At 39.3% G+C, this 22970-nt stretch carries 22 protein-coding genes, 2 tRNA genes and 3 other RNA genes; 7 read left to right on the forward strand and 20 right to left on the reverse strand.

What is annotated here, in order from left to right:
- Positions 1–110: 110 nt before the first annotated feature.
- The 9 genes from ACZ5XR_RS16110 to ACZ5XR_RS16150 form a co-directional block, all read right to left on the reverse strand.
- Positions 111–689: a hypothetical protein gene (locus ACZ5XR_RS16110; protein WP_464497311.1), complete on the reverse strand. Its 579-nt coding sequence runs from the start codon at positions 687–689 to the stop codon at positions 111–113.
- Positions 690–1174: 485 nt separating this feature from the next.
- Positions 1175–1330, reverse strand: a complete 156-nt coding sequence (locus tag ACZ5XR_RS16115; protein ID WP_464497312.1) for a hypothetical protein — start codon at positions 1328–1330, stop codon at positions 1175–1177.
- Between the two features lie 354 nt (positions 1331–1684).
- A complete protein-coding gene (locus ACZ5XR_RS16120) occupies positions 1685–4009 on the reverse strand; it encodes an outer membrane protein assembly factor BamB family protein (protein ID WP_464497313.1) in 2325 nt (774 codons plus the stop codon).
- 256 nt (positions 4010–4265) lie between these two features.
- Positions 4266–4520 carry a protoglobin domain-containing protein gene (locus ACZ5XR_RS16125; RefSeq protein WP_464497314.1) on the reverse strand — a complete coding sequence of 85 codons (255 nt, stop codon included), beginning with the start codon at positions 4518–4520 and terminating at the stop codon, positions 4266–4268.
- A gap of 70 nt (positions 4521–4590) precedes the next feature.
- Entirely contained in the window at positions 4591–5595 is a 1005-nt protein-coding gene (locus tag ACZ5XR_RS16130; protein WP_464497315.1) for a tRNA dihydrouridine synthase, read from the reverse strand.
- Positions 5596–5857: 262 nt separating this feature from the next.
- Positions 5858–5942: signal recognition particle sRNA small type (gene ffs / locus ACZ5XR_RS16135), an RNA gene on the reverse strand.
- Positions 5942–6013, reverse strand: a tRNA-OTHER gene (locus ACZ5XR_RS16140). Before ACZ5XR_RS16140 ends, ffs begins: the two co-directional genes overlap by 1 nt.
- Positions 6014–6022: 9 nt before the next feature.
- Positions 6023–6385, reverse strand: a transfer-messenger RNA (tmRNA) gene (ssrA, locus tag ACZ5XR_RS16145).
- 9 nt (positions 6386–6394) lie between these two features.
- A tRNA-Ser gene (locus ACZ5XR_RS16150) sits at positions 6395–6485 on the reverse strand.
- Between the two features lie 286 nt (positions 6486–6771).
- On the opposite strand from ACZ5XR_RS16150, the gene rnpB reads away from it, so the two are divergent.
- Positions 6772–7157, forward strand: an RNA gene (rnpB, locus tag ACZ5XR_RS16155) — RNase P RNA component class B.
- A 401-nt stretch (positions 7158–7558) separates the two neighbouring features.
- Entirely contained in the window at positions 7559–8008 is a 450-nt protein-coding gene (locus ACZ5XR_RS16160; protein ID WP_464497317.1) for a hypothetical protein, read from the forward strand.
- Positions 8009–8079: 71 nt separating this feature from the next.
- On the opposite strand, the gene ACZ5XR_RS16165 is transcribed toward ACZ5XR_RS16160, so the two are convergent.
- The 6 genes from ACZ5XR_RS16165 to ACZ5XR_RS16190 form a co-directional block, all read right to left on the reverse strand.
- The gene (locus tag ACZ5XR_RS16165; protein ID WP_464497318.1) at positions 8080–8295 is read right to left on the reverse strand and encodes a YdbC family protein; all 216 of its coding nucleotides are present in this window, start codon (positions 8293–8295) and stop codon (positions 8080–8082) included.
- A gap of 200 nt (positions 8296–8495) precedes the next feature.
- On the reverse strand, positions 8496–8678 hold the full coding sequence (locus ACZ5XR_RS16170) for a YciI family protein (RefSeq protein WP_464497320.1): 183 nt from the start codon (positions 8676–8678) through the stop codon (positions 8496–8498).
- A 597-nt stretch (positions 8679–9275) separates the two neighbouring features.
- A complete protein-coding gene (locus tag ACZ5XR_RS16175) occupies positions 9276–9776 on the reverse strand; it encodes an aminodeoxychorismate lyase (RefSeq protein WP_464497321.1) in 501 nt (166 codons plus the stop codon).
- Positions 9766–10146 (reverse strand): hypothetical protein, encoded by a 381-nt coding sequence (locus ACZ5XR_RS16180; protein WP_464502341.1) that lies wholly within the window; start codon positions 10144–10146, stop codon positions 9766–9768. Before ACZ5XR_RS16180 ends, ACZ5XR_RS16175 begins: the two co-directional genes overlap by 11 nt.
- A gap of 215 nt (positions 10147–10361) precedes the next feature.
- Positions 10362–10514 (reverse strand): hypothetical protein, encoded by a 153-nt coding sequence (locus tag ACZ5XR_RS16185; RefSeq protein ID WP_464497323.1) that lies wholly within the window; start codon positions 10512–10514, stop codon positions 10362–10364.
- Between the two features lie 86 nt (positions 10515–10600).
- Positions 10601–11458: a TetR/AcrR family transcriptional regulator gene (locus ACZ5XR_RS16190; protein ID WP_464497324.1), complete on the reverse strand. Its 858-nt coding sequence runs from the start codon at positions 11456–11458 to the stop codon at positions 10601–10603.
- Positions 11459–11643: 185 nt separating this feature from the next.
- On the opposite strand from ACZ5XR_RS16190, the gene ACZ5XR_RS16195 reads away from it, so the two are divergent.
- Both ACZ5XR_RS16195 and ACZ5XR_RS16200 read left to right on the forward strand, forming a co-directional pair.
- Complete coding sequence (locus tag ACZ5XR_RS16195) at positions 11644–15132, forward strand: efflux RND transporter permease subunit (RefSeq protein WP_464497325.1); 3489 nt, start codon at positions 11644–11646, stop codon at positions 15130–15132.
- Positions 15133–15303: 171 nt separating this feature from the next.
- Positions 15304–15708 carry a VOC family protein gene (locus tag ACZ5XR_RS16200; protein WP_464497327.1) on the forward strand — a complete coding sequence of 135 codons (405 nt, stop codon included), beginning with the start codon at positions 15304–15306 and terminating at the stop codon, positions 15706–15708.
- A 48-nt stretch (positions 15709–15756) separates the two neighbouring features.
- On the opposite strand, the gene ACZ5XR_RS16205 is transcribed toward ACZ5XR_RS16200, so the two are convergent.
- Positions 15757–17352 (reverse strand): amidohydrolase, encoded by a 1596-nt coding sequence (locus ACZ5XR_RS16205; protein WP_464497328.1) that lies wholly within the window; start codon positions 17350–17352, stop codon positions 15757–15759.
- A 118-nt stretch (positions 17353–17470) separates the two neighbouring features.
- Here ACZ5XR_RS16205 and ACZ5XR_RS16210 point away from each other — a divergent pair, with 118 nt between their 5' ends.
- From ACZ5XR_RS16210 to ACZ5XR_RS16220, 3 genes are all read left to right on the forward strand, one after another.
- On the forward strand, positions 17471–18412 hold the full coding sequence (locus ACZ5XR_RS16210; protein ID WP_464497330.1) for an AEC family transporter: 942 nt from the start codon (positions 17471–17473) through the stop codon (positions 18410–18412).
- A 299-nt stretch (positions 18413–18711) separates the two neighbouring features.
- Complete coding sequence (locus ACZ5XR_RS16215) at positions 18712–19767, forward strand: YeiH family protein (protein WP_464497331.1); 1056 nt, start codon at positions 18712–18714, stop codon at positions 19765–19767.
- A gap of 64 nt (positions 19768–19831) precedes the next feature.
- Positions 19832–20743, forward strand: coding sequence for a selenium metabolism-associated LysR family transcriptional regulator (locus tag ACZ5XR_RS16220; RefSeq protein WP_464497333.1), 912 nt, complete (start codon positions 19832–19834; stop codon positions 20741–20743).
- Positions 20744–20831: 88 nt separating this feature from the next.
- Here ACZ5XR_RS16220 and ACZ5XR_RS16225 read toward each other — a convergent pair whose 3' ends face one another.
- From ACZ5XR_RS16225 to ACZ5XR_RS16240, 4 genes are all read right to left on the reverse strand, one after another.
- Positions 20832–21764 carry a hypothetical protein gene (locus ACZ5XR_RS16225; protein WP_464497334.1) on the reverse strand — a complete coding sequence of 311 codons (933 nt, stop codon included), beginning with the start codon at positions 21762–21764 and terminating at the stop codon, positions 20832–20834.
- Between the two features lie 23 nt (positions 21765–21787).
- Positions 21788–22072, reverse strand: a complete 285-nt coding sequence (locus tag ACZ5XR_RS16230; RefSeq protein WP_464502342.1) for a 4a-hydroxytetrahydrobiopterin dehydratase — start codon at positions 22070–22072, stop codon at positions 21788–21790.
- A gap of 196 nt (positions 22073–22268) precedes the next feature.
- Positions 22269–22520 carry a hypothetical protein gene (locus ACZ5XR_RS16235; protein ID WP_464497335.1) on the reverse strand — a complete coding sequence of 84 codons (252 nt, stop codon included), beginning with the start codon at positions 22518–22520 and terminating at the stop codon, positions 22269–22271.
- A gap of 111 nt (positions 22521–22631) precedes the next feature.
- Positions 22632–22901, reverse strand: coding sequence for a DUF1292 domain-containing protein (locus tag ACZ5XR_RS16240; protein WP_464497336.1), 270 nt, complete (start codon positions 22899–22901; stop codon positions 22632–22634).
- Positions 22902–22970 lie beyond the last annotated feature (69 nt).

Here is a 22970-nt window from a genome sequence, read left to right on the forward strand (position 1 = left end):
TCATGGTCTCACAAATTTGTAACCAAATCGATTAAGTGGGATTTTCTTTCTCAGAAATCCCACTTAATCGTATATTTGGAAAAACCTTTCTTTTACCAAAGATCAGCTTTCTAATTAGTAACCGTGTTTAGCTCTTCTATAATAAGATTAGTATAAGTTTCGCAAAATTGCGTAATAGCATCAATGACTACTTTAGAAGAATATTCCAAGTAATTCGCCATAAAATCCCTATTATCCTGATGGAGGAATGTCCCTATAAATTCAACCAATAAATTATTTACTAGCTTTGTATGGACAAAAAACCATTCGGCATGGACAACTTGCTCTTCAATGGTTGAGCCTTTGTAGACCAATTCCTTAAACCTAGGCATATTTTCAATTATGAAATTAGATTCTTCGATTTGTCTAGGAACATCCGCCATGATCGATTGAAAGCTTTCCTGTGGGAAAAACTGTTCCTCTTCAATACACTCTGTTAAAAAAGATAATGCAGTATTCGTATGTGCATATTGAAAAATAACATTTCCTAAGAGTGTCTCTAAATATTCTTCTTGAGAACCCACACTTTCTCTAATTTCTAATAAAAGCTTTTTGATCCCTTCTTGCAGTTCAACTTTATTCCAATGGGGCTGCTTAATAAAAGCGTTAAAAACATCTGCTGTGTTTTTTGATAATAATTCTAGTGACAATGTTTTCGTCTCCTCTAAATAGGTTATAATTAACTCCCACTTCATGTAGAACCCGAAGTTTGGCTTATCATCTACATCTATGTGCGTTTTGGCTTGGCAGAAAATTTCTGACAACCCGTGCAAACATTATGCCAACATACTTTTAATTATAACTCATATTTCAAAGGACTTAAACTTGAATTTAAAAAATACAGAGTATTTGGAAATGTTAGTTTTTACAACAAAAAATAACAATCAGTTAATATGGCTATTGCTCTAAACTGGCATTTTCCTTTTTCAAATACATGGGGGCGATTCTGATTCGGTACAAAGTAAACAATTCATAAACTATAATGCACCGGTATGAACGGTCCAAAATGATTTCCTTATCGCAATGCGGTGCATTATATACGAAAAAAGAGAGCTCCGGTTCGCTCTCTTTGAACTGATAGGAAGTTGTTAACAAGACTATTTTTGCTCAAGCTTATTCACAAATAAAAAGAGACTTATTCAGCCTCAGATTTCTTTTGCTTATTACCTTTTTGTAATTCATTCTTAATGGATTTATATATGATTAACCCTTGAATTATACTTACGGCTGTTCCTAATGCAATTTGTAAAAATGTCTCAGGGAAATTTATTTCAGGCTTTGTTCTTCTCATGCTATCGCAACTCCTTTTTTATTATGTTTTGTCAAATTTAACAAAAAAATACAAATAGTTGAAACAAAAAAAGAGTGTATACAATCTTTTTCGATAAAAACTCAACCTTCTGTAAAAGTCGTTCCTATGCAATTCTATCCAGTTCAATTTCATTAATTGTTTCCTTTAATTTGGAGAACCATATAACGTCCCTTTCAAGATCTATTTAGACAGTCCTAAAAAACGTAAAAATAGCTACCCACTAGGGTAGCTATTTTTCGTTTCAATTACTAATAGATCATACTACATAGTTTGGGCAGAAATTAATCCAATATCAGCGTTCGTATTGATTTTCTCTCTCTTTTTGATTGCGGATTATTTCACAATCGTCAGCTTTTGCCCAATATAAAGCGGTTGATTGATATCAAGGTTGTTGGCCTTGACAATCGAGTCAATGGTGACGCCAAATTTTTGGGAAATCTTCCAGAGGGTATCGCCTGCCACAACGGTGTAAACGGAAGTAGATACGGTTGGAAGTGTCACAGTAAATTTAGCCACATAGCCCTGATCAGTGTAAATGGTATCCTTTTTGTACTGGATGAAATACCAGTCTCCGAGAGCAGATAGAATCGTGATGGCGGTATTCATTGGGAGTACTATTTTTGTAGGGTTCTGCGTTCCAGCACCGGTTCTTACATTGACATTCGTTCTGGTTGTGGCACTTGAAATGTTTAGAATCTCTTGATTAGATGGAACTTTAATCAACGTTTTGGAAATATATCCTTTGATCACCGAGCTTACAATCCGATACTCGACCTGATACCAATCCCCGCTTTCACCTGTTATCGTCACTTCAGATCCGGCAGGGACCACTCTTTGGATGGAACTTGTGGGATCTGCAGCCAAACGCAGGTTGGAATTTTTTAAAGTTAAACCAAACCCTGCTGTCACCTGAATGACCTTATCACTCGCATCATATACATTCTTATTCCCCGCAAGGTCTTTGAGACTGACAACAGGATGATAATTTCCTCGGGTTACGTTAAATCCTCGGCTATTTGTTCCGTCCCAATAGAAATTGGTCGTACCCTTTAAAAATCTTCCTGAACCAATGGTCTGAACCACAAGGCCGCTCCCATCGACAATCGTTACCGTCATATCGGAATCTTCACTGATGGTCACAGGAATCGTAAGTTTGGCAGCTTCGGCAAGCGGACTGATTACCGGCAAATTAATCGTTGCCGTCGGCTTTACTGTATCAGGCTGGGTTGACTTTGGCGCAGCATAAGTGTAAAGAATTTGGTTTGCCTCTGTGACAAAAATGGTATCCTGAATCACACCGATGGGACGAACGCCAACACCGCCAGTAGGAGTGGAAAGCGCTAATGTGGAAAAAATAAGCTGGCCTGTGGCTGAATTAAAGAATTTTATCTTGTTGGCATTTTCCACAATAATTTTGTCCGATGCCACGAGCATTCCATTTGATCCAGTTGTCTGAGTACCACCAGGACCGGTCTGATCGGCATATACAGTTTTCCATTTTTGTGCTCCCGTATTTTTATCAATCCCCATGACATTGGTATTATCAAGGACGATTAAGGAATCATTCGTTACGGAAATCGGCTGTATCATAGAGGCTCCTGTTGGATTAAACTTCCATAATGTTCCTCCTGTTGCCGCATTAAGCGCCCAAATGGTTCTTACTGCATTCGTAACCGTTTCGATGTAGAGCAACTCATCCTTATAGATAGGATTTCCGATGATCGGGTTGTTTGCAGGTACATCAAATGTCCAAAGAACAGTCCCCGAAGCTGCATCAAAGGCATACATTTTCGAGGTGATTTGAACTGGGTTCCGGATATTGGCATACAGACGGTTTCCGCCGGCAGCAAAAACTCCCTCTACCTGCTCGTTCGTTTTCAAGCTATATTTCCATTTCGACTGACCTGTTTTGACATCTACGGCCGCGATTCCCTGCACCGTATCTCTTGTGTAATAATACAAGGTGGTTTGGTCGATTAACAGACGATTGGCAAGGGCATTCACTGTCCAAAGTGTTTGTGGTGAAGTTCCGTTATCTTGGAGGGCATAAAGTGTATTCGCCGTGGAAGCGTACACGACTCCATTGCTTGCAACCAAATCGAGAAAAGCGTCCTGATTGGGCGTTGAAAAATCCCATTTCTCAAGACCCGTGGTTAAAACGGTGGCCGAAAGAATTTTATTGGCAATGCGTTCTACAGAGTACAGTTGATTCTGGTCGACACTAAATATAGAAGAAGCATTGGTTATGGGATTGGTACTTAGTGTCAACTGGACTGGCACGGTGGCATCCGTATATTTTGTATTTCCCTGGTCACCATATTGATTTTGCCAATTTAGTTCATTGACCCGTACATTCCCCGTAGCTGCAAAGGCCTCCACTACGATAGGGTTTTCAACCACAAATGGATAAATCTCAGAGGATGTTAAACTGACTATTTGGTTTTCTTTCCAAGGAGAGGAAACGCCTGCCCAGTCAAAATCAGCAATCGGTGCATATGCAATGGGATATGGTGTTTGTTGAGGTTGATAAATTAGAGCTGGATACGCCCCTCTATTTATGTCCACCCCATTTACATATATAGGATGCCTTGCAGAGTATGCCGTAACAGGAACATATTGCATAGGATTATATCTATAGTAATAATAGTTATACATCATTTTTTAAACTACACACCTCCGTATTTTTGCCTAAATCATTTTATGCATATGGAACGGCATGGTGCTCCCGAGGGTTTTTGTTATATGCTCAAGCTAATTATGCTTCAATAGGCCACAGCAAAAAAACCCTTGGCATGTAGTTGCCAAGGGTTTTTTTGAATCAGGTAAAGGAATAAAATCATGCTATAAAATCTTTTTTAATAAAAACTCTACCTTCTGTATAAGTTGTTCTTTTGAGCTTCCATCCAAGTCCATTTCATTGATGGTCTACTCTAAATTGGAAAACCATATTCCGGCCCTTTCTGGCGCTATTTGAAATGGGTGTCTTTCTTGAACCTGGGATAGGTGTTTCCCTTGATATTGAGTTGATTCTTCCGGAAACTAAGCGGCTAAAAAATACTCTTTGTCGGTCCTTTAACACCTCTATATCTACGTTTCTTTCCTTAAACATTGAAACATAATAGGGATCCTGCAACAGCTTATCATAGAATCGGTCGACCAACTCATTCACTTTTTCTTTTTCAAAAGCAATTGTAATAACCTATATCCCTCGCCTTTTTGAATGAATCTTCTACTACCATTTATCTGGAATTGGGACACTTCTCCTGTACCCCCATACCATCAAGATTCTTTGACCTAAAGCGATCAAGCAATGCACGCACTTCATCTGTTGACGCTGTGTTCATTAATTGATTTCTTAATTCACTTGCCCCTCGAAATCCTTTGACATATATCTTAAAAAAGCGATGAAGAGCCTTGAACGGACGCAGCTCTAATTTTGAATATTGATCATGGAGATCCAGATGTAATCTTAAGAGATCAAGCAATTCCTCACTACTATGATCTTTCTGCTCTTTTTCAAAGGCAAATGGATTATTAAAAATACCACGGCCAATCATAATCCCATCAATACCGTATTGATCAGCGAGCTTTAAGCCAGTTTGACGGTCAGGGATATCCCCATTGATCGTCAAGAGAGTATCTGGTGCCACCTTGTCACGAAGTTTCTTAATCTCCGGGATTAGTTCCCAATGAGCATCTACTTTGCTCATTTCCTCTCTTGTACGCAAATGAATGGAAAGATTGACAATATCTTGTTTCAATATGTGTGACAGCCAGTCATGCCATTCGTCTATCTCAGTGAAACCAAGCCGTGTCTTTACACTTACGGGCAATCCCCCTGCTTTTGCTGCTTGTATTAAATCTGCTGCAACATCTGGACGACGAATTAGGCCGCTTCCCTTCCCATGCTGTGCCACATTAGGTACAGGACAGCCCATATTGATATCTATACCACGAAACCCAAGTTCCGCCATACCCTTACTCATTTGCCGAAAGTATTCAGGCTTATCCCCCCATATATGGGCTACCATTGGCTGTTCATCCTCTGTAAAAGTCAAACGCCCGCGCACACTCTGCTTCCCCTCTGGGTGACAATAGCTCTCACTGTTTGTAAACTCTGTAAAAAACACATCAGGTCTGGCTGCCGCGCTTACTACATGGCGAAAAACAACATCCGTCACATCTTCCATTGGTGCCAGTATAAAAAAAGGTCGTGGTAAATCACGCCAAAAATTATCGATCATATTTAAATTCAAATCCTCTCATTATGGGATACCAAGCCAACCTCTTATCCCAAAATTAAAAAGCAAGATGTCCATGCTTCTTTTACACTTATAACATGGTTCATCACTTTTTATCAAACTTATTGGAAATGTTTATTTGACTTCACAATCTCTGTGTAACCAAAAAATCTCCAGCTAAAATTTAGCCATAGAAAAACTGCCGCTCCAATTTTTAGTTTTGGTCTAACAATTGGAGGGACAGTTCTAGAGTTTAGCGTTTTTTTATGTAATAGCCCACACAATTTCACTAGTTATGGCTGCTGCATTCCTGCCCTGACCCTTTCCTAGTTTCCTCGTTGGACTATAACTCCGCAGGTAGGACTCGAACCTACGACCGACCGGTTACGAACCGAAAGGTCTACCCTATAGCTACTGCGGAAATAAATTTTAGTGGAAATGACGGGAGTTGAACCCGTGTGCAAAGATATTGCCACTTATACTTCTACGAGTGTAGTCAGTAAATTTAATTTCGCTCACTTCTTTAGTCTACTGACTGACATGGAAGCAGCTAGTCTGGTTATTCTCTTCCTTCATCCTCGAGACGTGGGAATCCGGCGTAGTCCACTTAAAGTGAGTCCCTTCCCCTACCACATGGACGATGGAGGGAGGAACCGCTAACGTCTGTTATTAAGCAGCGAAAGCGAAGTTGTTGTTTTGTTTGCCAGTTATAGGCTGTGACGTTTTAACGTGGCCGATCCCCACGACTCGCCATATAAGCTCAAACTATCCCTGTCGATACCAAGACATTCCCATAATAGTATGGCAGAGAAGAAGGGATTTGAACCCTCGCGCCGGTTACCCGACCTACACCCTTAGCAGGGGCGCCTCTTCAGCCTCTTGAGTACTTCTCTGTAATAAAACTTGATCGTGAAGTTCCGTTAAGAACTTACACATGAACTATATCATCTATCCGAATTGGAAGATAGCTGTAAATTTTGGTAGTTCAAAAGTCCTACTTTTTTCATCTTTCTTTTTAACCCTATATTTAGAAGCTAATACTCAGTTGTGTACAATTTCTATGATACCCGTTCATATAACATTCATGATTGGAAACATTGGAATTAAACTACTAGAGATTTATCCTGTTAACCTTGATATATTATGTGTTGTCGCTTTTGAACAAATTGATAAATATGAAATGGTGAGTAGTCGCGGTTCCTTTAAAGGAGCTGAGGAAAGTCCAGGCTCGCACAGTGCTGAGATGCCTGTAGTGTTCGTGCCATTCGCAAGGATGGGCAGTTGAGTATATAGTATCAACTGACGGCGGTGAAATCATGCTAAGTCCTTTGGATATGCTGAGAATAACCTAAAAGTGCCACAGTGACGGAGCTTTTCTGGAAACGGAAAAGGTGGAACGGGTAAACCCCACGAGCGAGCAACCCAAATTTAGGTAGGGGCATCATCCTGCGGGAAATGAACCTAACGGATGAATCGGCCATTGGTCGATAGTTACATGACTACTGCTTCCCGTACAAGGCTTGCTGCCGTTTGCAGTACAGAAGTACAAAACCTGGCTTACAACCATTTCATATGCAATTTATCATTGGTAAATAGCACAATGGTTGCGGGTTGGGCTCACCATGAGTCCCGGTTTCGATATCTTTCCCGCAACAAAATACATAAACCTACTTTTCGTAAATTTTTTTAAAATTAATTTTTGGGGGAATAATAATTGAAACCGCCCCCCTTCTGCTGCCTGGAATGTTTCACCTGCTTCAAGCTTTTCCTTCAGGTTCCTTGATGTATGATATGTATCGGCGATATTGTACCAGGGCTCCATGCAAACAAACGGCGCTCTCGTCCTGTCTGTTTCCATATATTTCGACAAAACCCCAACAAATCAAATACAATAGGAATAAAGTCGAAAGGAAAAAAGTAGGATTTACTTTCCACTTTCCTTTCTTAAAAATAAAAGTAGAAGATTTTGAAAGGTAGTGTCGAAAAGATGCTTTATATAAGGGATATTGAGAAAATAATTGAAAATACATTGCAAGAACATAACTTAAATATTAATTATGAAATAAACAATAATCTACCTGCACCAATGAGCTTTAATGTATCGACAAATACGATTAAGTTTAACTATATACAAGTGAATGGATACATAGCGAATATTAACTTTAAGATTAAAGAGACAGATGAAGATTGTGTAAAACTTATTCTATATCGTCAGCTCGGTTATTATTTAGAGTTTAAGAATAACAAAGAAGATTTAAGGGTATTAAAGTATCTCGAGGATTATAAAAGAGCAGAGATACTAACTAGAATAGAAACGAATGCTTGGGAATATGGTAGAACCTTGGTACCTGATCGATTATTACATTCCTATGATCAAGTCCGTGAGATAGATAAAACCTTAATAAAAAGCTATTAAAGAAAGGCAATGGGGACGGATCTGCTGGGTTTTTATGCCATTAGAATCGTCCCCATAGTTTCTTTTTCCGGTTAGAGTGAACCAAATGCGTCCTTCAATTTTTCCAATTCTTCTTTTGATAACGTGACACCCTTCCCCATTTTCTCATGGTTCTCCGACCAATCGCGAATATCATACTTTGGGTCGCGGCCATTCCAGCTGATTAAATTCAATTCCTTTTTCCACCCTCTTGCTGATTCGGAAAGAACAGCAATGGTTTGAATGATTTCATATTGGATGTCTGCCAAGGAAAATTCCTCCTTCAATATTTTTTTGAAGTCGACTAAATAGCCATTCCTGTTATAAAGGTTCTTTCATTATTTCTTCAATCATAAAGTTTCATAAATGTAGATGCCACTTTACAAGGCTGTACTTCTATTTTCTGCCATACATTTCCGACAACATAGGGTTCAACCTTCAGCCAATTATCCAGCTCTTCTCTTGTTGCTTATTCCACTACCATCAATGAGCCTATCATTTTTCCTTCATCATCAAGTATTGCTGCACCATACAAATGCTGTCCTTCTTTAAATCTTCTTTCAACTGAATTTAAATGTTCTTCCCTAGCCATTAATCTTCTATCCATTGCTTGTTCATCATTTCCATCATAAGCTGTAACTATGTATTGCATTTATCTATATCTCCTTTTTCGTTATTTAGCTTTGTTGGTGATTCCTTTATTGTATAATTTCATTAAACCCTAAAGCGAGTTTAATTAATAAGCGGAGAATTTTCTCTTAATTTGAAAATAGCATTGAAAATAGCGAAAATAGACGGAGAGATTCCGCCTATTGACTCGAAAAACATGAAAATGGGGGATTTTCCTTTGCATAACCGGAAATCCTCCCCTTATTTACACCGAAACGAGCTCCATTCTGAATTTAACCGAAAAATCTTCGCTTATTTTAAATATCACTGGTTACTCAATTAAGGATAAGATTACTTATGTTTCTAAGAATTTTTTGTAAGATAAATTGTCTATCAATTGAGGGTAAAATTGTGGAGGAACAACAGCCATTGTACCCCTACAATTTGGGGTGCATTTCTCTATGTAATTTCCACCCAAATGGCTTTACACCAATAAAAAATGAGTGTCATTTCACAAATGCTTTCATTTTACCTTATTTTTTTAATGTTTGCGATAGGGAACGGAACCCGTTACTAAAAAGGATGTTACACTTTTTTATCAACATCAACTTTTAGCGCAAAAAAAACGATAAGAAAATTCTTATCGCTTTTTAAAAATAACGGAAATAATTTTGTCGTATGACATGCCGCTGTCCACCACAAAGGTGCCCGGGCGCAAATTGTTTTCGATCTTCCTGTGCTCTATATCTTTTGAGAACTTAAATGCGTTCGGAATAATTTTTGCTCTTTCGAGAGCACGGCCCACATCAATACTCGTCATACCGTTTGTAACATTCACAACTACACGATACACGACTTTTTGAGCAGTAGTACTAGTCTTGGATGCGGTTTTATGCGCTTCAGCATTTGCAGCATTTATTGTCTTGTCATAATCAGCCTTCGTTTGTACGACATAGCCTGCAGATGCAAGCTTATTTTTCATCTCGTCTTCCGTTGGTTGAACAGTCACTTTTGTTTGGTTTTGCGTTACTTTTGCAGGAGCTGCGGCGGCATCACTTTTATCAGTAAAGTAAACCGCACCGCAAATACTTGTCGTCAAAAGAATCCCAGCTGCGAAGCTGGTCAATAAATTAACCTTCATTGGCGACTTTTCTCCTTTCCCCTTTAGAGGTCAGGTATGGAGCAAGCAGCTGTTTAATTTTTTCAACAGACACCTGTTGCTTCTCAGCAATACTCTCAAATGAATATTTGCGTCTATATAAATCTAGTACTTCCCGCATGAGTATTTTTTCATTTGGTGCAAGCTGGATTCCTGCTTCGTTCATCATCACTTCCATGTCAAGCTCAATATTTCGAATGGACCCCTGCAAGTCATTAATTTCTTTCATCACGGAAATGTGCACCATATCTATGCCCTTTTGTTCCTTTTTTGATGCTTGAAAAGTCTTTAAAAGGGAAATGATTAGCAGTACAACTGATAACCCAAACAAGCACGCTAATGTTAATTCCATCAAAAATAATTCCTCCTTGTTGAAAAGAAAATCACAAGTACTAATTATACAACCAAAATATAAAATTGACGATTGGAATCTCTTAAATAGATAAATAGTCTTATGCTTTTGGCAAAATGAGGGCGAAAAATTTCATTAAATGTTCACAATAATATTATTGCAAAAAAATAGCGGAAAACCCATTGGGCTTCCTCGCTATTTTTATGATTCTTTCTTTAATGGACACGGATGATTTCTCTCAGATCTTCATCATGGCGGATTCTTGTGTGTTTTGATTCCAATCGTCTAAATTCATCAACATCCATTTCATCTTTTGTGTTCCCAAATAAATTTCTGAGATTATCAAAGAATTCATCGACCATCGTCATGATTCCTCCCATCAAAATGAATTCCTATTTATTATGGCTAAAAAGCAATTTACTGAAACATAAAAAAGAACCATAAATATGGCCCTTTACAACTGCCCCCCAAAGTAGTTCTTTACGTGATCCTGGAGTTCTTTCAGAGTGGATTTACCTCCATCTAATCCTCGCTTTTCTAAATACAGCAGCAACCCTTCCACCATATATTCACGCGGTGAACCGCCGGCAAATTCCGCTTCCAATGTATCCAATACCTCCGGAAAATGACCATGTAACTCATTCCGTAACTGAACAATCCGGTGCTGCACACCTTCTAGCTCCGATTCATCGGAAACAAAGAAATAATTCTCCATCATATCCTTCGTCAATAGTGGAGCATCCACTCCCAATTGATTGACAATACTTTCAAGCCTGTTCACCAGAAAGCGGGCAATTTTTTCTATTAACAGCGGTTTTTGATCGATGATGATCAGGCTCATGTACCCTTGAATCATCCCTTGTAACAAAACAACGCAATCAAGGGCATATGGCTCAATTTTTGGCCCGAACACCTCCAAAAGGCGCTTTAAATACCATTGAAAGGTTTTCTCCCGTGTTTCATAAGCAAATCTTCTGATTTCCTCCGGCATTTGCATGGGCTGTTCTGTCATATGGACCCGGATATATTCCTTGTGCGACTCGATAATCGAAAATTGAATGCGGATTTGTTCAACCAAATCCTCCTTCTCACTCCCACCCTTTGTCACATTCTGCATTTGTTTAAAAGTGAGCACCGTGTAGTGCTTCATGATTGATAACATTAATTCCTCTTTAGAGGAGAAATTATTATAAAAGGCTCCCTTGGATATTCCCCATGCCTCAGTAATTTCTTGAATCGAAGTGGCATGATAGCCTTTTTTTGCAAAAAGAGCAAGGGCTATTTCCAGCATCTTAATTTTCCGTTCATTCATAGCCAATTAATTCCTTCCGGTTCGCATTTTGACCATGTAGTCAAAATTTATTTTATAGATTATATTGCCATAAATCAACAGACCATATAAGAGTATTTTTAATTGCAAATAACGGGTTATTTGGTTATAGTAACGTTATGACCAATCGGTCAAAAATTGAATATATGTAGGAGGTCCGTTTTCCCTTGACTTGGCTATCACGATTTTCCTTGAAAAATACGGCCGCAGTTCTGATTATTGCGCTTCTCATTGCATTTGGAGGGACATATTCAGCAGTCGGGCTAAAAAAAGAAACCATGCCTGATATTAATATCCCAATTATTGCGGTCATAACGCCATATCCTGGTGCAGCACCCAGCGATATTAAGGACCTGGTGTCCGAACCACTTTCAAAGGCAATTACCGGTATTCCGGGACTGACGGATGTCAGTACAACCTCGACCGATAACATCTCTACCGTTATTGCCCAATTTGATTTTTCGGCCGATTTGGACGATGCAAAACGTAAAATTGATGACGCAATCGCAAAGGTCACACTGCCAGACGGTGTGGTTACACCACAAGTTACACGGATTAGCTTTGGTTCTTTTCCTATTTTAAAAGTTTCTCTATCCAATAAAAATATATCGGATGCAGAACTGGAAAAACAAATAAGGGCGAATATTGTGCCTAACTTAACAACGGTGGCCGGCGTCGGCCAAGTGAATGTCTCCACCCAGGAGGACAGCGGTGTCTACGTTAAGTTATTGCCTGACAAACTAAAGCAATACGGTCTCACATTCCAGCAGGTTCAACAGCAATTGCAATCTAACAATATGTCCTATCCCATTACATCCTTGACAATGGGTGATCAAACAAAGCCGGTACGGCTTTCCGGAAATATTACATCTGTTAATGACATTAAAAACATGTATATTCCTGTCTTTCCTGATACACAAAAAGCCATGTCCAATACTTTTTCCCAAATTGGCAAAGGGGTTGCTGACTTAGGTCAAGCCGTTGGTCAGCTTGGACAAGGAATGGCGGGTATGAACCAAGCTCTAAGCGCACAAATTCAGCTCGTTTCTGCCATCAGCCAAACCCAAAGCCAGCTAACCGATGCGAAGCTTGCCATGCAGCAGCAAAATCTTGTGCTGCTAAATCCAGCTGCCAAACCGGCTGAAAAAGCAGCTGCACAAAAAACGATCGTTCAGCTTACCAAACAAATTCAAATTGGTCAAACAGCCCTGTCCGCAATGCAGCAGCAATTAAAATCACTGCAATCTGCGATGAGCAAAGGGGCTAATAAATCGCTAGGTCCACAGACAAAACAGCCTGTTCAAAACCAAACGAGCCAATCTACAGCTGACCAATCAATAAAACTTGTTCAATTAAAAGATATTGCCGACATTACAACTGGCAGTCAGAATGCAACCGCACTCTCCCGTACAAACGGTGCCGCGAGCGTTGTCTTGGATATCATCAAAACGCAGGACTCCAATACGGTGGATGTAGCACAGGATGTCAAAAAGCAAATTAACACGCTTAAATCACAGCTGCCAAATGGCACGGATGTCACCATTGTGTTCGATCAATCAACAGCCGTAAAACAGTCAATCAATGGAATGCTGAAGGAAGGAATTCTCGGGGCACTATTTGCCTGTATTGTCATCCTGCTTTTCTTACGAAACGTGCGGTCAACCATTATTTCGGTCATCTCGATCCCGCTTTCGATCTTGATTGCCATGTTATTTTTAAAACAATTCAACATTACCCTCAATGTGATGACACTTGGCGGGTTAGCGGTTGCGGTTGGACGCGTAGTCGATGACAGTATTGTGGTTATTGAAAATACGTACCGTCATATTATGAATTCTAAAGACCGGGATACCAGTATTGTCCTGTTGGGTGTCAAGGAAGTGGCTTCTGCGATTACCTCCAGCACCTTGACAACGATGGCCGTATTTTTACCGCTTGGATTAGTCAGCGGAATGATTGGTAAAATCTTTTTACCTTTTGCCTTAACAGTTGTTTTTTCACTATTGGCTTCACTGATCGTGGCGGTCACCATCGTTCCGCTTTTAGCAAAATTATTTTTATTAAATCAGAAAAACGTGAAGCATGAGGAACAAAATAAAGCGAACGGAAAATCGAAGTATCGCAGTGCCTTGAATTGGGCTCTAAACCATAAAGTTATTGTTTCACTATTGTCTACTCTTCTGTTCATCGGAAGTATTGCTTTAGTTCCGTTGATTGGAACTGGTTTTATTCCACAATCAAAAGAAAAATACGTGAATATTGATGTCACCTATCCAGATGGAACAACTCTCAATACCACGGATCAAAAAGTGAAACAGGTCGAAGCTCTGCTAGCCAAAGACAATAACATTGATTTTTATCAAACCACGATTGGTTCTGCGAAAGGCTCCCTTAATACTTCGGGGAAAATTTCGGGAACAAACGCTGGAAACATCTTCATTCAGCTAAAAGACACAGCGAATGTGGAATCCGTTGTGAATAACCTGCAGAATGAAGTGAACCCGTTAACCAATGAAAAAGCGAAAATAAAAGTTTCTCAAATGAATCCGAATGGTGGAAGTAATAATAATGTCGAAGTAACGGTAACAGGCAGTAACCTTGGAGATGTTAAACAAGCAACTGATACATTGACGAATAAATTTAAAGATATTAAAGGCGTTTCAGATGTTCAAAATAATTTAAGTGCTGAAAAGCCGCAAATTAATATCACCGTCAAGGAAAAAGAAGCCGCCCTGCAAGGATTGACCACTGCGCAAATTATGGGATCTGTACGCGAATTGCTAACGGATCAAAAGGTGACCAACTTTAAATTAGGAAAAGACCAGGTTGACGTCAATCTTGGATTAAAGCTAACAGCACCTACAAAAATAAGCGACATTGCTTCTTTAGACATCAAAAATTCAACGGGCAAAACAATTGCCTTGTCGGATGTAGCAACTATCAAAGAAGTGAAGGGGCCTGTTAGCATTCAAGAGAAGAACGATGAACAATATGCAACCATTACGCTTTCTTCCGATACAAATGATGTCGGCAGTATCACAAAGCAGGTAACGAAGATTTTGAAGGATACAAAGCTCTCCAGCACGGTTAAAGCTTCAATCGGCGGAGCTACCCAGCAAATGAACGAAGGCTTTTCACAGCTCGGCATCGCATTGCTCGTTGCAATTGGTGCTGTTTACTTAGTCATGGTAATCGCCTTTGGTGAGGCAAAAGCGCCGTTCGCCATCCTTTTCGCCCTGCCGCTTGCGATAATCGGAGGATTAGTCGGCTTATTTATTACCGGAAAAGTGCTTGATATGCCTGCAATGATCGGAGCACTCATGCTCGTTGGTATTGCCGTAACAAATGCCATCGTGCTCGTGGATCGCGTACAGCAGCAGCGCAAAAAAGGTTTGATGATTCGTGATGCATTACTCGAAGCAGGTTCAACCCGCTTGCGCCCAATCTTAATGACAGCCATCGCAACCATCTGTGCCCTGCTTCCAATGTCATTCGGTTTATCTGAGGGTGCCCTGCTTTCACAATCACTGGCCATTGTCGTGATTGGCGGGTTAACGACATCAACGGTCCTCACACTCATTGTCGTGCCAGTTGTTTACGAAATGATTTACCGGAAAGAACGTAAAAAAGAAAAGTTACTTAATGAAGCAGCATAACCACAAATCGCGGTTTCTCTCGGATACGCCCGGTTTACTCTCGGATACGCTTCGAATACTCTCGGTAAGCGAATTTTAACATATTTTTATTGAATGCAGAACAATTGTTCGGATATAATGAAAGGGGACACTATAGAGTGCTCCCCATTTTTTTACAAAGGAGAGAGTACAGTGATTACACCTTATTTAATGTTTAACAGAGAATGTGAAGAGGCTTTTCAATGGTACCAAAAAGCTTTTAATGGAGAAATGATATCGATGCAAAAATATGGGGACATGCCTCCAAATCCTGGTTTCCCGATTGCGGAAAGCGATAAAGACCTGGTCTTGCATGCTCAATTACAATTAACAGAAGCAGGTTACATAATGGGTTCTGATACGAATCGCAGCTTACAAAAAGGTGATCAAGTGTCCGTCAGTGTGGAGCTTGATTCTGAGGAGCGCGCTAAAAATGCTTGGAACGTCCTAAGTGATGGCGGGACGATTCGTATGGACCTTCAGCCTACATTCTTTTCCAAGCTTCATGGTTCTGTGAAAGACAAATTTGGAGTTACCTGGATGTTTACCGTGATGTAATTTTTACCTTTCATTGAAAAAGAGCTGATTTATCAGCTCTTTTTCCTTTTACACCTCTTGTACTTCCCCACCAATTATGGTCATCCCAATTTCAGTCTTCATTAACTCATCAGGGTCTTCCATTTCAAAAAGATTATTTGAAAAGACCGTCAGATCAGCCAGTTTCCCTCTGGAAATGGTTCCTTTCTTATGTTCTTCATTCGTTGCATAAGCCCCGCCGATCGTAAACAGTTTAAGAGCCTCAAACATTGATAGCTTTTCCTTCCCATTCCAGCCTTCATGTGTTTCCCATGGCGCTCTCCGCGTCACAGCAGCGTGGATCCCTAACAACGGATCAACAGGTTCCACCGGCGCATCCGATCCCCCGGCACACAAAACTCCTGAAGAAAGTAATGTTTTCCATGCATACAAATACTGCTCGCGCTCATCCCCAATCCTCTCTTTAATCCATGGATAATCTCCTACCACAAATCTTGGCTGTATATCGGCAATTCGGCTTGGAACAGCTAATCGCTCGGCTAAATCATCCCTAATTAAAGAAACATGGATGATTCGATCACGGTATGGAACAGTTGGAAATTGGTCAAGTACATCTAAAACATTTTCCAACGCTTGATCGCCAATGGTATGGACAGCAATGGGCATCGATTGCTCACGCACCGCTTTCACCATTTGATAGAGGGCTTCCTGATCATGCATTGCCTCTCCAAATTGCCCTGGTGCATCAAGGTAGGGTTCTGAAAGAAGAGCTGTTCTTCTTCCAAAAGCGCCATCGGCGAAAATTTTTATGGCACCAATTTGCAATTTCTCGTTTCCATATCCGGCATACATTCCTCTTCTCTTCAAATCCGTTAAATATGGATAATCGATAAGAAGATTGCAGCGCAAACCATGATCTTCGTGATTAATTAATTCATCATACATTTTATAGGTTTGGTCGAGACCGCCTAAATAAGCAGGATCATTCGTATGTACACTGGTTAATCCCTTTTTTACAGCAAATTTCATCGCTTGCGCCAATCCAGTTTTCAACTCAGCATATGTTCTTTCAGGTATGTTTGCTGTAACCAGTTTTGAAGCAGATTCGAGCAGGAGTCCTGTTGGTTTTTTCGTATACGGATCAAGGACCACACTGCCCCCCATAGGAATTTCCAGATCCGGGTGATAATGACATAATTCAAGAGCTTTGCTATTCACCAAAAAAGCATGGTAACAAATTCTTTTTAAAAAGACTGGGCTATGAGGCGCAACAAAATCAAGTTCTTCTATGGTTGGGGTTGTTCCATCTTCAAAGAGATTCTCATCCCAGCCCATACCAATCAACCAGTTTCCAGGAGAAATTGTATAGGCTTTTTCCCTAATCTTTTCAAGCATCTCCTTTTTGGACTTAACCCCTGTCAAATCTAAATCTAAAAAGTTAAAGGCGACACCGGATAAATGCAGATGGCTGTCAATCAAACCGGGAGTCACCATGTTTCCCTGTACATCAATCATCTTAGTCCCCTGTCGACCCCATTGCTGAAACATTTCCATATGTGAACCCATATCGGCAATCTGACCGTTCTCCACAACAACGGCTTCTACCAGCGGCTCTTTTGGATCCATGGTATAAAACCGTCCATTTGTAAAAATGGTTTTTGACATCCTTTTCTCCTCCTTTTATTTACCAGGTTATAGACATAAATAAAAAAATTATATTATACTAATAAATGTTAATATTCTAGCAATTTTAATTTTGACACAGCATGGGAAGGTGTGCAACTTGGAGATTTCCAGTGTTTTTCAATCCATCATCAATATTACCTTGTTAATCCTGATTGGTGTTATTTTATCAAGAACCTTTCCTCTTCTGGAAGAAACAAGGAAAATGTTTATCAGTCTGATAGTGAATATTGCGATGCCCTGTATGATTCTTTCAAGTATTTTCAAAGTGGATCTCCACGAAGGGGTTTTTCAATCCATTGCAATTGTTTTTTGTTTATCGATTTTAATTAATCTGATCGGAATCGCTCTTGGCTGGGGATTATCGCTCCTATTTAAAGGAGATTCAACCAAAAAACGGGAACTTGCCATCTTATCAGGTCTCGGGAATACCGGGTTCATTGGGATTCCCATATGTGCTACACTGATTGGACCAGTAGGTGCCCTATATGCAGCTATATTTGATGCCGGTGTGGATGTGGTCATTTGGACCGTAGGGGTGATTCTGCTCCAGAAAAATCGACGTTTTTCCTTTCACACCTTAAAAGCCATGATTAATTTTCCGACTGCAGCCATTGTAGCAGGTTTGACCGTTGCCTATTTTAACATTAAGCCGCCTGCTATGATCATTCACCTTACAGGGCAGCTATCAGGATTGGCTACACCGCTTGCCATGATTTACATAGGAATGCTCATTTCAACGCTGAAACGGGGTAAATTGCTGGAAAAAGGGAACCAGCTTTGGATTCCACTCACTGTAAAACTCATCCTTTTACCCTTATCTGTTGCGGTCTTCATTCATTTTTTCGATTTGAATGGAAAGATGATTCAAACACTTTTGGTGCAGTCGATGATGCCGTCTATAACACTCGCCTCCATTCTTTTTGCCAAATATTCAGCGGATGAAGAAATGGGAGCACTCACTACCATTATATCAACGATCATTTCATTATCCACGATTCCGCTGATGCTGTATGTTATCAATTTAATTGGAGTTTTTTAATTATGGTGAGGCTGTTCCCAATGTTACGGGACAGCCTTACTTTTTTATTGAATTAGTTTCCAATAAATCCGAAATATTTGGATATATACTTTTCCCTTAATCCCCTATAAGAAACTATTATAGATAACCAAAAAGCTGAAAAAAGTCATTAGTATCAATCGCTATTAAAGTTTATTAGATATTTATATAGAAGGTATAAACTTTCTATATAATAAAATCCCCGATTTCTATGGTACCTTGGTAACATAACATTTTGATGCAACCTTTTAGAAAAGTCATAGAATGGGAGAATGGATATTATGCAGCAGCCATACGTACGAAATAAATATAAAACGGTTACAAACGTCAAACGAAACGAAAAGTCACTCGCACTTGTACCATTTGTTGGAGGAATTGCTTTTACCTTTTTTATTGCCTTGTTAGGATTAGGGCTTTCTAAAATTAATGGATTTGATCGAGTGGGACCACTTGCTTGTTCGATTATAATTGCTGTCGTCGTGAGACAAATTTGGGATTACCCAGAAAAGATTCGAACAGGAATTGAGTTCTCTTCAAAAAAATTACTAAGATTTGCCATCATTTTGTACGGATTAAAGCTAAATATCGCCGTTATTTTTAATCAAGGCATGCCATTATTGCTTCGTGATGTGCTGACCATTGTTTTTGCCATTGGATTTACGATGTTAGTGGCAAAATGGATGAAGGCAGATTTTTCAATTTCGCTTTTACTAGCGATTGGTACCGGCGTTTGCGGAGCCGCTGCGATTGCTGCTGTCTCCCCAATTGTTAAAACGAAGGAAGAAGACACTGCCATCGGTGTAGGGATCATTGCCTTGACTGGTACTGTTTTTGCCATTCTTTACACGGTGCTGCGTCCTTTCCTTCATTTGACCGCCATTAATTATGGTATCTGGTCAGGAGTAAGTTTACATGAAATTGCCCATGTTGCCTTAGCTGCGGCTCCTGCTGGTGGAGACGCTTTGGCAATAGCCCTGCTGGCAAAGCTTGGCCGTGTATTTTTATTGGTTCCATTATGTTTTCTCCTCATGTATTGGATGAATAAAAAATCAGCCAATAAAGCAGATAAAACGAAGATTGATTTCCCCTGGTTCTTAATTGGCTTCATCCTAATGAGCTTATTTGGAAGCTATGTTATTGGACATTTTATTCAAATTTCTCCTTCCATATTAAATAGTATTGGAACCGTAACTACCTATATTCTGACAATGGCAATGGTCGGTCTGGGTCTAAATGTAAGCTTTCAAGCATTACGAACCAAAGCACTTCGACCGTTTATTGCCATGTTACTCACATCCATTTTATTGTCAACTCTCACTTTTTTCAGCCTTTTATAAATTCTACAAGGTTTTTGTTTGTTGAAGTAGAATATAAAGGTAGTGGGAAAAGGAGGATCAGCAATTGAATTTTGAACATTTAAGAATCTTTTATATGGCCGCAACGAAAAAGAATTTTTCGGAAACAGCCAAGGCCTTGCATATGTCCCAGCCTAGCGTAAGTTTACAAATTCGCCAATTAGAAGAATCGTTGGACACTCAGCTTTTTAATCGTACGACCAAAAAAGTATATTTAACCCCAGCTGGGGAGCTCCTTTTTAAAGCAGCCAAAACCATCCTTCAGCAAGTTAATGAGACTAAAAAAGAGCTGCAGCAATTAACGCAATCCATTCATGGAAATTTAATTATTGGCGCAAGCTTAACCATTGGTGAATATATCCTTCCCTACTTATTCGGCACCTTTAAACAAAAATATCCTAATGTCAATATCATCTTAAAAATCTATAACTCTCAACAAATTGTGGAAAAATTAAATGATGAAGAAATAAATCTTGGTTTTATCGAATCGATGATTTCTTATCCGGAGTTTGTTCAAGAATCGTTTCTTGAAGATGAATTGATTATTATTTCATCTGATTATATTGGGGATTCAACAGACGAAAACCCTTACATTTCAGTTGAGGAATTATTTACACTTCCCTTTATTCTAAGAGAACAAGGTTCAGGGACGAGGCAGGTAATCGAGGAGACATTAAGGCAAAATCATTTAAACCCGACAAGGTTAAATGTCATACTGGAGCTTGAAAATACGGAGTCAATAAAATCTGCAGTAGAATCAGGAATGGGAATTTCAATTATTTCCAAGGTAGCCGTTCAAAAGGAATTAAGCTTAAAGACTCTGAAAAGATTATGGATTAAAGATTTAAATTTAAAAAGGTCATTGTACTATATTTTTAATGAGACAAATCTCTCACTGCCAAGTGAGGAATTCTTGAATTTTATCTCCAATTATTATGATGAGAAAGAAAAGAGCTAATGGAATCCCATCAGCTCTTTTTAGTTCTTTATATTAAAAAGCTGTACATTTGCGTTTGTAGAGTTCGACCTTTTTCAATTTGAACTTCCTAATACCCAGCCAACATGATCCCTCTCTCTATCAAAACCGGGTATTCTTCATGCAACAGCTTTATTTCCTCCAGTTGTTCTTTCAGAATGATCTGCTCTTCCGATAATAAATCTTCCTTCGTTAAAAGCTCGATAATCTCCACTCTTAACAACCATTCCTGTTTATATTCATTTGTAAGTTTCTTAACGATCTCACGGAGTTCTTGTTTTTTACTGTTTTTATCCATGGCAGTTTCACGGATATTCTTTACCTGACCATATAACATTTCCAATGGGGTCAGCTCCGCTTTCACCGGTGGCTTCTTTTCCGCTTCTTCCAAATCAGCGTAAAACTGTTCAGAATCCGCAGCCCCGGCAAATACAGAAGTTGTTTTCTCACCAATTGCTAAATCGTACGTACCCCACCCAGGATCAAACAATATCTCATTATTTATAGAAACCGTACAATTTGCAAATTTGATGACTAAAAGTTTACTATTTTCGCGAAAAAAGTGGGTTGGCGTGCCCTTTACCTTGACACCGCTTTCGTATTCCAACAAGCAGTCTGTTCCGACCATAATCCCAATAGCTTTAAGCTCCTCGTCCGTACAATCCACAAGTGAGTGGTCGATGTTTTTCAGCTTACCAAATGGCAAACCGAAAAATACGACCGATGGGATAACCCCATCAATGTTTGCCGCATCCCAGCCAAATGGTGATCGTGCCTCGTTCAAATCCTCTACATTCGGGATTTTTTCAACCGAAATTCCCGACGATTTCAAACCGCCCACATAAGCCTGGTGAGCCGTGTTCTTAAGAAAATGGTGATTCTGCCTCATCACATATCGCCAAACCGCATGATCAATCGGTGAGTATGTCTCATATTGCTGGTCTGCTACATATTTCCATAAGTGCCTCGGAATTTTTCTAGCTGTAGTAATCTTCTCCCCCATATTTGATCTCCCCTCCAAGGTCATTACGTTTTTATTTTCGAATAAAGTTCATCATACCTGCTGGCTAATTCAAAATCTAAATCAGTCAGACCTTTAGCATGCCAAGAGGTAAGCCTGATGGTAACTAATTTGTAATCAATAGAAATAAAAGGGTGGTGATTGACCTGCTCTGATAAATTTGCAATTTGTTGAACGAATTCAAGACCATTTAAATAATCGAGGAACCGATACTTCCTTTCAAGCCATTTTTCATCAGATAAATGCCATTTCGGAATAGCCGTTAATTTATCCTGGATTTCAGATTCCATTAATTTTTCCAATTGCATCCCCCTTTTCATTCTTATAAAACGCTTTCATCTTAACATCATTCAGAATTGTCCAGCAAATTTTTTTACTTTTCCATCATTATAAATATATCCATCACTTCCATTTGAATAACTAAAAGATCATTTATACAAAAAAAAATACTCCCAAGTTAATCATGCAAACCTGAGAGTATTTTTATTATGAACCGATTTGCTCCTCTTGATTATCCATATTCAGAACAAATCTTTTCGTAGGAATTTGTGTCATATTTGACTTTTTTAATAAGTAGTTTAAATGATCAACGGGCATTGAACCATGACCTTTATTATCACCCAGGGTAAATTGTATCGTGATTCCATTATTGCTGATAACGGTCAACGTTTCGGCCGAGTTAAAATAACTTTTTATTCCTTCAGATATTTGAAACTTGCTGCCTTCTTCAATAAACATTTATTCGCTCCTTTGTGGTAATGATTGATAGTAGTATTCCTTCATTTTCATAATCCATACATAATTTTTCCAATTTTAAAATAGTCAAAAAAATAGAGGGGGGCGCCCCCTCTAATCTTCTTCATCCATCATTTTTTCAAAGGCAATTGAAACTTTTGTAAATTCCTCATCACTTTCAATAGCCTCTAGATCTCCCTCTTCATCAACCTTTAAGAAAAAGAGATCCATATCTTCGTCACTCTCTTCGCGAACTTCATCTGCAAAAGCAACTGCAGCATACTCGGTTCCCTCAATGGTTATGACGCCGAGAACTTCAATCTCCTGCTCTTCCCCATCACCATCACTAATAGAAAATACTTCGCCCACTTCCACTTTGGCCATATCAAACACTCCTCTCGAATACCAAATAAATCCTCATACAAAAAGTATTTCTAAAAAAATGCAAATTCA

The sequence above is a fragment of the Neobacillus sp. Fa239 genome, assembly GCF_055395235.1.

What these genes read in the sequence shown, in the direction of transcription:
- ACZ5XR_RS16115 (WP_464497312.1), bottom strand. Translation starts at nt 1,330, where the DNA reads ATGAGAAGAACAAAGCCTGAAATAAATTTCCCTGAGACATTTTTACAA.
- ACZ5XR_RS16120 (WP_464497313.1), bottom strand. Translation starts at nt 4,009, where the DNA reads ATGATGTATAACTATTATTACTATAGATATAATCCTATGCAATATGTT.
- ACZ5XR_RS16130 (WP_464497315.1), bottom strand. Translation starts at nt 5,595, where the DNA reads ATGATCGATAATTTTTGGCGTGATTTACCACGACCTTTTTTTATACTG.
- ACZ5XR_RS16170 (WP_464497320.1), bottom strand. Translation starts at nt 8,678, where the DNA reads ATGCAATACATAGTTACAGCTTATGATGGAAATGATGAACAAGCAATG.
- ACZ5XR_RS16175 (WP_464497321.1), bottom strand. Translation starts at nt 9,776, where the DNA reads ATGAAGGTTAATTTATTGACCAGCTTCGCAGCTGGGATTCTTTTGACG.
- ACZ5XR_RS16180 (WP_464502341.1), bottom strand. Translation starts at nt 10,146, where the DNA reads ATGGAATTAACATTAGCGTGCTTGTTTGGGTTATCAGTTGTACTGCTA.
- ACZ5XR_RS16185 (WP_464497323.1), bottom strand. Translation starts at nt 10,514, where the DNA reads ATGACGATGGTCGATGAATTCTTTGATAATCTCAGAAATTTATTTGGG.
- ACZ5XR_RS16190 (WP_464497324.1), bottom strand. Translation starts at nt 11,458, where the DNA reads ATGAATGAACGGAAAATTAAGATGCTGGAAATAGCCCTTGCTCTTTTT.
- ACZ5XR_RS16205 (WP_464497328.1), bottom strand. Translation starts at nt 17,352, where the DNA reads ATGTCAAAAACCATTTTTACAAATGGACGGTTTTATACCATGGATCCA.
- ACZ5XR_RS16215 (WP_464497331.1), top strand. Translation starts at nt 18,712, where the DNA reads ATGCAGCAGCCATACGTACGAAATAAATATAAAACGGTTACAAACGTC.
- ACZ5XR_RS16225 (WP_464497334.1), bottom strand. Translation starts at nt 21,764, where the DNA reads ATGGGGGAGAAGATTACTACAGCTAGAAAAATTCCGAGGCACTTATGG.
- ACZ5XR_RS16230 (WP_464502342.1), bottom strand. Translation starts at nt 22,072, where the DNA reads ATGGAATCTGAAATCCAGGATAAATTAACGGCTATTCCGAAATGGCAT.
- ACZ5XR_RS16235 (WP_464497335.1), bottom strand. Translation starts at nt 22,520, where the DNA reads ATGTTTATTGAAGAAGGCAGCAAGTTTCAAATATCTGAAGGAATAAAA.
- ACZ5XR_RS16240 (WP_464497336.1), bottom strand. Translation starts at nt 22,901, where the DNA reads ATGGCCAAAGTGGAAGTGGGCGAAGTATTTTCTATTAGTGATGGTGAT.